Origin of the sequence: Pseudomonas sp. WS 5410 (assembly GCF_012985645.1) — a bacterium.
In the GTDB taxonomy this organism is placed as follows: Bacteria; Pseudomonadota; Gammaproteobacteria; order Pseudomonadales; family Pseudomonadaceae; genus Aquipseudomonas; species Aquipseudomonas shahriarae.
The window spans coordinates 218,178-227,924 of sequence record NZ_JAAQWS010000009.1 but is presented as its reverse complement, the minus strand read 5'-3'; the positions used below and the strand labels follow the sequence as shown (position 1 = coordinate 227,924).

The window sequence follows — 9,747 nt, the reverse complement described above, 5'->3', positions numbered from 1 at the left end:
TTATACGAGGGTTATCTGGCCAGGGGCCTGAAAACGACTCAAGCCCTGGTCATCATTGGCCGCAAGCTGGCGAGCATCGCCTTTTCGCTCATGAAAAACCTGAGCGAATACCAGTCAAAAGCGGTTTTGGGGGCTTCCCCAAAACCATAGAATCTCCCACATTGGATCGGTGCCAGGCAAGACAACCCGGCCAGTGTGGGGCCGGATCCGCCCCCTCCCCGCAGGCTCAGGCCTTGCGCAACCAGTAGCGATAGACGCCGTTATCGGCCTCTTCGTGCAACAGCACATGCCCCGCCAGCTTGGCAAACGTGCGGAAGTCCCGCTGCGACCCGGCATCCGTGGCAATCACCTTGAGCACCGCACCACTGGCCAGCCGATTGAGCTCCATCTTGGCCTTGAGCAGTGGCAACGGGCAATTGAGGCCACTGGCATCGAGCTCAGCGTCGTGGTTTACAGCAGCGGTCATGGTTTTGCTCCGGATGGCATCAGGGGATGCTTAGAATATCTGGTCCCAGGCTCAGTGTCCGGCTACAGTAAGGTCTTTGTCGAAAGGCTTTGTGCATGACTTTTTTGCGCCCTACCCTGCTGACGCTGGCTTGCCTGCTTGCCTCTCCAGGCTTCGCCGACGACCTGCCGTCACTTGGCGACGCCAGTTCTGCCATTGTCTCGCCACAACAGGAACACCAACTGGGCCGGGCATGGCTGGCGTTCCTGCGCGGCCAGGTCTCGGTCCTCAATGACCCGCAGCTCAAGGATTACGTCGAGACCAGCGTCTACAAGCTGGTAGAGACCAGCCAGGTCAATGACCGGCGCCTGGAGTTCATCCTGATCAACAGCCCGCAACTCAACGCGTTTGCCGCGCCGGGTGGGATTGTCGGGGTCAACGGCGGCCTGTTTCTCAATGCCCAGACCGAAGGCGAATACGCCTCGGTGATGGCCCACGAATTGGCGCACTTGTCCCAGCGCCACTTCGCCCGAGGCGTGGAAGCCCAACAACGGATGCAGATCCCGATGATGGCCGCGCTGCTCGGCGGGATTATCGCGGCCGCCGCCGGTGCCGGTGACGCCGGGATTGCCGCGATTGCCGGCAGCCAGGCTGCAGCGATTCAGGAGCAGCGGCGCTTCTCGCGGCAGAATGAACAAGAGGCCGACCGCATCGGCATCCTCAACATGGTCAAGGCCGGTTACGACCCGCGCTCGATGCCGACCATGTTCGAACGCTTGATGCGCCAGTACCGCTTCGATGCCAAACCTCCGGAATTCCTGCTGACGCACCCGGTCACCGAATCGCGGATCGCCGATACGCGCAACCGCGCCGAACAGGCCAAGACCGGCGGCACCGAAGACAGCCTGCGCTATCAACTGATTCGCGCCCGAGTTCAGCTGTATTACGAAGACACGCCCGGGCTGGCCGCCAAACGCTTCCGTGCGCAACTGGATGAGAACCCGAAAAGCGATGTAGCACGTTATGGATTGGCCATCGCCCAGATCAAAGGCACCCAGCTCAACGAGGCGCGCGAGACCCTCAAGCCTTTGCTGGCCAAGGCACCCAACGACATCACCTACAACCTGGCGCAGATTGAGCTGGATATCACCAACAATCGCATGCCCGATGCGCAGCAACGTACCGACCGCATGCTGGCCCAGTACCCCAGCAACTACCCGCTGAACCAGGTGCGCGTGGACCTGCTGCTCAAGCAGAACCGCACCGCCGACGCGGAAAAAGCCCTGGAAGGCCTGCTCAAATCGCGCTCCGACGATCCGGACGTGTGGTACCAGGTGGCCGAGACCCGCGGCCTGTCCGGCAATATCATTGGCCTGCATCAAGCCCGCGCCGAGTACTTCGCGCTGGTCGGCGACTTCCAGCAGGCCATCCAGCAACTGGACTTTGCCAAGCGCCGGGCCGGCAGCAACTTCCCGCTGTCGTCACGCATTGATGCGCGCCAGCGTGAGTTGATCGAACAGGAACGCATCGTCAAAGGCATGATGAGCTAGATCCAGCGCCCACAAAAAAGCCCCGCTCTCGACTATCGAGAGCGGGGCTTTTTATTGACCTACGGCTAGCGGCTTACTCGGCCAGCTTGAAGGTGATGAAGCTGGCACGCCCTTGACGCAGGACGCGCATCGACACCGAGCGATTCTTCGGCAGCGCCTTGGCGATGTCGGTGAATTCCTTGGTGGAGTTGATCGCCTGGTTGTTCAAGTGGGTGATCACATCACCCGGTTGCAGGCCGATCAGGGCGGCCGGGCCGTCCTGGACCTCCTTGATCACCACACCACTCTTGAGGTCGAAGCTCTTCTTCTGCTCGTCAGTCAACTCGACCACGGCGATGCCCAGGCGATTGCTGCTGCGCTCGGCACCCGATTTACCGCCCAGCGCGCCAAGCTCCTGACCTTCTTCAGGGATCGCGCCCACGGTCAGCTCGACGTTCTGGCGCTTGCCTTCGCGGATCACTTCCAGCTTGGCCTTGCTGCCCGCCTTGAGTGCGCCGACCAGGTGCGGCAGGTCGGCCGACATGACAATCGGCTGGCCGTTCATGGTCAGGATCACATCGCCAACCTGCAAGCCGCCTTTGGCCGCCGGGCCGTCGTCCTGAATCTGCGCGACCAGGGCGCCAGCAGGTTTGTCCAGGCCAAAGGACTCGGCCAGGTCTTTGTTCACTTCCTGGATCACTACGCCCAACCAGCCACGGCTGACCTTGCCACCGGCTTTGAGCTGGTTGGAAACATCCATGGCCACATCAATCGGGATGGCGAAGGAGACGCCCATGAAACCGCCGGAACGGGTGTAGATCTGCGAGTTGATCCCCACCACTTCGCCCGCCAGGTTGAACAGCGGGCCACCGGAGTTACCCGGGTTGATCGGCACGTCGGTCTGGATGAACGGCACGTAGTTCTCGTTCGGCAGGCTACGACCAATGGCACTGACGATGCCCTGGGTCACGGTGTGGTCAAAGCCAAACGGCGAACCGATGGCCACCACCCATTGCCCGGCTTTCAGATCCTGGGACTTACCCAGTTTCAGCACGGGCAGGTCCTTGCCTTCGATCTTCAGCAAAGCCACGTCGGAGCGTGGATCGGTGCCGACCAGCTTGGCCTTGAGCTCACTGCGATCTGCCAAGCGCACGAGGATTTCGTCGGCGTCGGCGATCACATGGTTATTGGTGAGGATGTAGCCATCAGGCGAAATGATAAAACCCGACCCCAGGGACTGGGCTTCACGCTGACCGCCACCGCCGCCACGGGGTGAACGCGGCTGAGGCATACCGCGCTCGAAGAACTCCCGCAGCATCGGCGGCAGGCCTTCAAGGTCAGGCATCTGCTGGTTCGAGACTTTACGCTCCGGCAGCTTCTGCGTGGTACTGATGTTCACCACGGCAGGCGAGGCTTGCTCTACCAGCTGGGTGAAGTCAGGCAGTTCCGCCGCTTGCGCGGTAACGGCCTGACCCAGCACCAGCACCGTGGCGACTATGGAAAGGTAAGACTTCAAACGTGGTATCGACATACAGCTCCCGTTACGACGAGCAGGGTTGGGCGACAAGGTTCTTTAAACGCCGGAGACTACTACTACCGACGTCAACATTGCGTGAACAACACAAGGCCAGAACCGAGAAGTTCTGACCTATAAAAAACATAAGGAAATTTTGCAAGTGAAAATACTCTCCAGACATTTCATGTTCTGTGCAGCAGGGCAGGCACTTCCCGCATTACTGTGAACAATCTGGATGAGCATAGGATTAACAGCTCACGGTTTTTCGGGCGCCGTGCCACTGCGCACCGACAGCGCGATCCGTTCGGCGGTGCCGAGGGGGATCTCCCCGACCACCGTCACCATGATCTCGCCTTGAGGGGTATTCATGCGGCGCGATACGGCAACCGTTGGCCCCAGTTGCACCCGGCTCTCCGTCGCAGCCTCGCCACTGACGGGCTCCAGGAACACCGAAAAGCGCGCCAACCCATCCTCGTACATCAAGCTGTTTACCACCACTTGGGTCCGGGAGTCCTTACGTGAAGCGCTACGGGCCAACTGGAAGCCAGGCGGCAGCCAGCTCGGATGCCAAGCCTGGGGGGCGACCACGTCCTCGGCCTTGCTGCTGGCGACCGACAATGGCTTGCAGTCCCTGCCGGGCTGCAAAGCGCTCTCATCCGGGGCTTTGGTACTCAATTGAGTGAACTGGAAACGCTCCAGCAACTGCCCCTTGTCATTGATCAACAATGATTTGAGCGGCAGCGCGGTTTCACGATCCAGATGCATCTCAAAGCCGTAGCGGTGCTGGTCGCGCGGCGTCAACGAGACGATCACCGTTTTACGACCAGCCACACGGGATTCGCCAATGGTGGCAAGCGTGTAAAAAGAATTGAGTTTTTGCGGATCAAGCACATGGGCGGAACCGCCCGGGGAGTTACCAAGACCCGCTACCAGGCTGCCGCTGACACATTGAGTGTGCCCATCGACACGTATGACTTCCTGAGCTGATCCATCGAGCTGCAATATCCGTTCGCGGACCTGACCATTCTGGACTAGATGCCAGATGTCATGGGTAGAGAAACTACCGTTACGCTCGTAGATAAATGTACCTTGGTAGCTTTGCTGCTGCTCTGCCCGCCCAAGACGCTTCAGCCAGTCTTGGGCTTCATCGGCATGGGCGGGAACTGTAAACCAGCCACTGAGCAAAAGCGCAAGGAGCGGTATGGCACGCATAAGGCTCCTTAACGGTTTAGCGGTTTTCCAGGCTTGCAGCGCGAGCGTATGGCAGCGCGCTTTCAGTGCCTTTTACAGCCGATTCCTGAGCGTGCTGGCGCAGATAGCCTGGCAGACGCTGATCCTGCCAGCCGGATTGCCCTTGAAGCACGCCATTGGCCATCGGACCCGTTGCGTCAGAGCTTTCCTTGTAGCCAGCCAGAACAGCTGGACCCTTGACCTGCGGACCGGCCATGACCGGCTGCTGGGTTTGCTGGGCCAGTTCGGCACCGGCGATCTCGTCCTGGTTGTACAGGCGCACACCAGCCAGTACGGCCACCGTCACCGAGGCAGCGACTGCCAGGCGACCCAGGCTACGCCAAGGACCACGAGCAGCTTTTGCCGGAACGGCTTCATCAGCCAGCGCAGCAGAAACGGCCGCAGCAATATCCAGACGAGGGATTAACAGATCTTTGTGCATCACCGCCCGAGCGACTTGGTAACGAGACCAGGTATCACGGGTTTCGGCATCATCAAATGCATTGAGCACTCGACGAAGTTCCAGTTCATCCGCTTCGTTATCCATCACTGCGGACAGCGATTCCTGCAGGGCATCACGACTCATGGCGGTTCCTCTCTTGGCTGTCGCCGCTGTCTTTAGTTTTCCTGCAACAACGGTTGCAAGGCTTTATCAATGGCTTCCCGAGCCCGGAAAATCCGGGAGCGTACGGTCCCCACCGGACATTGCATGACGCTCGCAATGTCCTCGTAACTCAGACCATCGAATTCACGTAAAGTTAATGCCGTACGCAAATCTTCTGGCAGTTGCTGAATAGTGCGATGGACAGTGCCTTCGATCTCGTCGCGCAGCAATGCACGCTCCGGCGACTCGAGATCCTTGAGGCCGTGATCACCATCGTAAAATTCTGCATCTTCCGAACTCACATCACTATCGGGTGGGCGGCGTCCGCGAGACACCAGATAGTTCTTCGCCGTGTTGATGGCGATGCGGTACAGCCACGTGTAGAACGCACTGTCACCGCGAAAATTACCGAGTGCACGGTAGGCCTTGATAAAGGCTTCCTGTGCAACGTCCTGCGCTTCATGGGTGTCGTGCACAAACCGCACGATCAACCCGAGAATTTTGTGCTGGTATTTCAGCACTAGCAGATCAAATGCACGCTTGTCACCGCGCTGAACGCGCTCGACCAGCTGCTGATCCTCTTCCTGGGTTAGCATGAACACTCCTCGTTGTACTTGAAGGAGGCTTGCATAACTAAACGATCAGGCTTGCAAACATAGACTAGGACTTTTCGCAAAAGTTCTCCCCCTTCAAGCAAGTTTCCGGTGGGCTCTGTTTTGGCACACACGAAAAACGCAGCGCGGGCATAGCCGGCTGCGTGAATAATCTTGTCGCCGGTTTTCTGACGCTCCCATGCTCCAGGCCAATCAGTAAAACCAACGTTTTCCCAGCTTTCGGGCATCCTGTTATGGAGTCGGAGTGGATACAAAAGTTCCCACCTCGACGCCGGACCGCCTCATCAAACCGTGCAGTTCGTTCACCGTAGTCTCACAATGCCACGAATGCCCGGCTATTGTGCCGATCCCCCCCTCTATATACTAGTGGGCCGTGTGACCCTTTGATTCGCCGATCCAGGCGTCCTGTTTGCGCCACCCCTACGGATCGCTTTTTGCGGAATCCCATAAATGAGCCAACAGTTTCAACACGATGTCCTGGTGATTGGTAGCGGCGCCGCAGGCCTGAGCCTTGCTCTGACTCTGCCGAGCCATCTGCGCATAGCCGTCCTGAGCAAGGGCGACCTGGCTAACGGTTCGACGTTCTGGGCCCAGGGCGGGGTTGCCGCCGTGCTGGATGACACCGACACGGTGCAATCCCACGTTGAAGACACCCTCAACGCCGGCGGCGGCCTGTGCAATGAAGACGCGGTGCGCTTCACCGTCGAGCACAGTCGCGAAGCCATTCAGTGGCTGATCGACCAGGGCGTACCCTTTACCCGCGATGAACATGCCGGCAGTGACGACGGCGGTTTCGAGTTTCACCTGACCCGTGAAGGCGGCCACAGCCACCGGCGCATCATCCATGCCGCCGACGCCACTGGCGCCGCAATCTTCAAGACCCTGCTCGCCCAGGCCCGGCAGCGGCCGAATATCGAACTGCTTGAGCAACGAGTCGCCGTCGACCTGATCACCGAGAAACGCCTGGGCCTGGCGGGTGAACGCTGCCTCGGCGCCTACGTGCTCAACCGCGCCAGCGGCGAAGTGGATACCTACGGTGCGCGCTTCACCATCCTGGCCTCAGGGGGCGCCGCCAAAGTCTACCTCTACACCAGCAACCCCGATGGCGCCTGCGGAGACGGCATCGCCATGGCCTGGCGCTCGGGCTGCCGGGTGGCGAACCTGGAATTCAACCAGTTCCACCCCACCTGCCTGTATCACCCCCAGGCCAAGAGTTTCCTCATCACCGAAGCCCTCAGGGGGGAAGGTGCGCACCTCAAACTGCCCAATGGCGAACGCTTCATGCAGCGCTTTGACCCACGGGCCGAACTGGCGCCACGGGACATCGTGGCTCGCGCCATCGACCACGAGATGAAGCGCCTGGGCATCGACTGCGTCTACCTGGACATCAGCCACAAGCCCGCCGACTTCATCAAGACCCATTTCCCGACGGTCTACGAGCGCTGCCTGACCTTCAATATTGATATCACCCAAGGGCCGATCCCGGTGGTGCCGGCGGCGCACTACACCTGCGGCGGCGTGATGGTCGACCAGCAAGGCCGCACCGATGTCCCCGGCCTGTACGCGATTGGCGAGACCAGTTTCACCGGCCTGCACGGCGCCAACCGCATGGCCAGCAACTCGTTGCTCGAATGCTTCGTCTACGCCCGTTCCGCCGCCGCCGATATCCTCGAACAACTGCCACGCATCCCGGTGCCGGCCGCCCTGCCCCGCTGGGATGCGAGCCAGGTCACCGACTCGGACGAAGACGTGATCATCGCCCACAACTGGGACGAGCTGCGGCGCTTTATGTGGGACTACGTGGGGATCGTGCGCACCAACAAGCGCTTGGCGCGGGCGCAGCATAGGGTGCGGTTGTTGCTGGATGAAATCGACGAGTTCTACAGTAACTACAAGGTCAGCCGCGACCTGATCGAGTTGCGCAACCTGGCCCAGGTCGCCGAACTGATGATCCGCTCGGCCATGGCGCGCAAGGAAAGCCGGGGGCTGCACTACACGCTGGATTATCCCGAGATGCTGCCAGAGGCCCTCGACACTATCCTGGTGCCAACCACCTACGGCGACTGAACTTCAAGCGCACGCGCAGGCGCCGATGCACATCGGCGGCCTGCGAACCGCGCGGTACGCACACCGAGCGTACTCGCCAGTCTCCCGGCAGTCGGTAGCGCAGCACCACGATCAGCGGCAACGCCAGGCTGTCGGGACGCAACTGCACCGCATGCCAACCCCGCGCTACGCTCCACAGTTGCCAGCCGTCAGCATTGCGCCGCAGGCCACGAACCGACGAACGGTGGGTCAAGCGAATATGGCGTGGCAGCGTCCACAGGGCGTGGCCCAGGCACGCGAGCACACCCAGTGCCGCGATCGAAAAAGGTATAGCCAGCAGACACAGCGCACCCAGTGCAAGCACCTGTGCGAGGAGATACGCCGCCAGCAACAGCCCGCAGGCCTGCCAGCGGCATTCGAAGCTATTACTTGGGCTGGACACGATCCAGGATCATCCGGACCATGCGCTGCAGCTCCGGATCTTCTGATTCGGCACGCTCCATGAACCAGCCGAACATGTCCTGGTCTTCGCAGGTCAGCAACCTGACGTAGAGGTCGCGGTCTACCTTGTCGAGGGTCGCGTACACCTCTTTGGTGAACGGCACCAACAACACATCCAACTCCAGCATGCCGCGACGGCTGTGCCAGTACAGGCGATTGATTTCTACATCTTCGACCATGGAGCGCTCCTCAAATAGGGCGCAAGTATACAGGCCCACGCCCCTCGGAACAGTCGGCTTTGGTCGGGCTTATGAAACTACCCATTTGCCGGGCGCCCCTCTATGATGCACTCATGACTCTCCAACTGCGATGACCCATGGCTGACTCTGCTTTCTTCTGCTCCCTGTCCCACGAAGGTGTCCTGGCCGTTCGCGGCGCTGACGCGGCCAAGTTCCTCCAGGGGCAACTGACCTGCAACCTCAATTACCTCGACGACACCCACGCCAGCCTCGGCGCGCGCTGCACCCAAAAGGGGCGCATGCAGTCGAGCTTCCGGATCGTGCTGCAAGGTGACGGTGTACTGCTGGCCATGGCCAGCGAACTGCTGGAACCGCAACTGGCGGACCTGAAGAAATACGCTGTGTTTTCCAAGTCCAAACTGACGGACGAAAGTGCTACCTGGGCCCGCTTCGGTCTGGTGAATGCCGATCAGGCTCTCGCCAGCCTGGGCCTGGATTTGCCGGCCGAGACCGACAGTGTGGCGCGCCATGAAGAACTGCTGGCCATTCGCGTCTCCCCGGGCCGCGCCGAACTCTGGGCGCCCGCCGCGCAAGCCGAGTCCCTGCGCAGCCAACTGGCCGCCACACTTGCCGAAGGCGATCTCAATGCCTGGCTGCTGGGGCAGGTTCGTGCCGGCATCGGCCAGGTCATGGCCCAGACCCGCGAGCTGTTCATCCCGCAGATGCTCAACCTGCAAGCGGTCGGCGGCGTAAGCTTCAAGAAAGGCTGCTACACCGGCCAGGAAATCGTCGCCCGCATGCAATACCTGGGCAAACTCAAGCGCCGCCTGTATCGCCTGAGTCTCGACAGCCATGCGCTACCCGAGCCCGGCACGCCACTGTTTGCCCCCAGCCATAACAGCGCCATCGGTGAGGTAGTCATCGCCGCCCGGGCCGACGAAGGGATTGAACTTCTGGCGGTGCTGCAAGCCGAAGCAGCCGACAGTGGCAACGTGCATTTAGGCACGCTGGAAGGCCCAGGCCTCAAGTTACTTGACCTGCCTTACCAACTGGACCGTGATCGCGAGATCCAGCGCTAATCGC

The 9,747-nt window shown here is 60.6% G+C and carries 10 protein-coding genes and 1 pseudogene; 4 read left to right on the top strand and 7 right to left on the bottom strand.

Features of this window, described 5'->3' with window-relative positions; all coding sequences use genetic code 11:
- Positions 1 to 150: pseudogene (locus HBO24_RS29605) on the top strand (IS110 family transposase); the annotation flags it as partial.
- A 76-nt stretch (positions 151 to 226) separates the two neighbouring features.
- Here HBO24_RS29605 and HBO24_RS15765 read toward each other — a convergent pair.
- On the bottom strand, positions 227 to 466 hold the full coding sequence (locus HBO24_RS15765; protein ID WP_057441319.1) for a sulfurtransferase TusA family protein: 240 nt from the start codon (positions 464 to 466) through the stop codon (positions 227 to 229).
- 95 nt (positions 467 to 561) lie between these two features.
- Between HBO24_RS15765 and HBO24_RS15760 the strand changes: the two genes are divergently transcribed.
- Complete coding sequence (locus HBO24_RS15760) at positions 562 to 1,995, top strand: M48 family metalloprotease (RefSeq protein WP_029299078.1); 1,434 nt, start codon at positions 562 to 564, stop codon at positions 1,993 to 1,995.
- A 73-nt stretch (positions 1,996 to 2,068) separates the two neighbouring features.
- Here HBO24_RS15760 and HBO24_RS15755 read toward each other — a convergent pair whose 3' ends face one another.
- From HBO24_RS15755 to rpoE, 4 genes are all read right to left on the bottom strand, one after another.
- The gene (locus HBO24_RS15755; RefSeq protein WP_057958788.1) at positions 2,069 to 3,505 is read right to left on the bottom strand and encodes a DegQ family serine endoprotease; all 1,437 of its coding nucleotides are present in this window, start codon (positions 3,503 to 3,505) and stop codon (positions 2,069 to 2,071) included.
- A 240-nt stretch (positions 3,506 to 3,745) separates the two neighbouring features.
- Positions 3,746 to 4,702: a MucB/RseB C-terminal domain-containing protein gene (locus HBO24_RS15750; protein WP_170059968.1), complete on the bottom strand. Its 957-nt coding sequence runs from the start codon at positions 4,700 to 4,702 to the stop codon at positions 3,746 to 3,748.
- Between the two features lie 16 nt (positions 4,703 to 4,718).
- Entirely contained in the window at positions 4,719 to 5,306 is a 588-nt protein-coding gene (locus HBO24_RS15745) for an RseA family anti-sigma factor (protein WP_057958786.1), read from the bottom strand.
- 32 nt (positions 5,307 to 5,338) lie between these two features.
- Positions 5,339 to 5,920 (bottom strand): RNA polymerase sigma factor RpoE, encoded by a 582-nt coding sequence (rpoE, locus tag HBO24_RS15740; RefSeq protein WP_003172477.1) that lies wholly within the window; start codon positions 5,918 to 5,920, stop codon positions 5,339 to 5,341.
- A gap of 468 nt (positions 5,921 to 6,388) precedes the next feature.
- On the opposite strand from rpoE, the gene nadB reads away from it, so the two are divergent.
- Positions 6,389 to 8,005 carry an L-aspartate oxidase gene (gene nadB / locus HBO24_RS15735; protein WP_057958785.1) on the top strand — a complete coding sequence of 539 codons (1,617 nt, stop codon included), beginning with the start codon at positions 6,389 to 6,391 and terminating at the stop codon, positions 8,003 to 8,005.
- Here the strand turns inward: nadB and HBO24_RS15730 are convergent.
- Complete coding sequence (locus HBO24_RS15730) at positions 7,974 to 8,426, bottom strand: hypothetical protein (RefSeq protein ID WP_057958784.1); 453 nt, start codon at positions 8,424 to 8,426, stop codon at positions 7,974 to 7,976. The two genes, nadB and HBO24_RS15730, sit on opposite strands and share 32 nt — an antisense overlap.
- Complete coding sequence (locus HBO24_RS15725) at positions 8,410 to 8,664, bottom strand: succinate dehydrogenase assembly factor 2 (RefSeq protein ID WP_017736358.1); 255 nt, start codon at positions 8,662 to 8,664, stop codon at positions 8,410 to 8,412. The genes HBO24_RS15730 and HBO24_RS15725 overlap by 17 nt, the downstream gene beginning before the upstream one ends.
- 137 nt (positions 8,665 to 8,801) lie before the next feature.
- Between HBO24_RS15725 and HBO24_RS15720 the strand changes: the two genes are divergently transcribed.
- Complete coding sequence (locus HBO24_RS15720) at positions 8,802 to 9,743, top strand: folate-binding protein YgfZ (RefSeq protein ID WP_057958783.1); 942 nt, start codon at positions 8,802 to 8,804, stop codon at positions 9,741 to 9,743.
- The last annotated feature ends 4 nt before the right edge of the window (positions 9,744 to 9,747 follow it).

Bases quoted from the DNA above. Each gene is read 5' to 3' on its own strand.
- nadB (WP_057958785.1), top strand. From the start codon at position 6,389: ATGAGCCAACAGTTTCAACACGATGTCCTGGTGATTGGTAGCGGCGCC.
- HBO24_RS15765 (WP_057441319.1), bottom strand. From the start codon at position 466: ATGACCGCTGCTGTAAACCACGACGCTGAGCTCGATGCCAGTGGCCTC.
- HBO24_RS15720 (WP_057958783.1), top strand. From the start codon at position 8,802: ATGGCTGACTCTGCTTTCTTCTGCTCCCTGTCCCACGAAGGTGTCCTG.
- HBO24_RS15760 (WP_029299078.1), top strand. From the start codon at position 562: ATGACTTTTTTGCGCCCTACCCTGCTGACGCTGGCTTGCCTGCTTGCC.
- HBO24_RS15725 (WP_017736358.1), bottom strand. From the start codon at position 8,664: ATGGTCGAAGATGTAGAAATCAATCGCCTGTACTGGCACAGCCGTCGC.
- rpoE (WP_003172477.1), bottom strand. From the start codon at position 5,920: ATGCTAACCCAGGAAGAGGATCAGCAGCTGGTCGAGCGCGTTCAGCGC.
- HBO24_RS15745 (WP_057958786.1), bottom strand. From the start codon at position 5,306: ATGAGTCGTGATGCCCTGCAGGAATCGCTGTCCGCAGTGATGGATAAC.
- HBO24_RS15755 (WP_057958788.1), bottom strand. From the start codon at position 3,505: ATGTCGATACCACGTTTGAAGTCTTACCTTTCCATAGTCGCCACGGTG.
- HBO24_RS15750 (WP_170059968.1), bottom strand. From the start codon at position 4,702: ATGCGTGCCATACCGCTCCTTGCGCTTTTGCTCAGTGGCTGGTTTACA.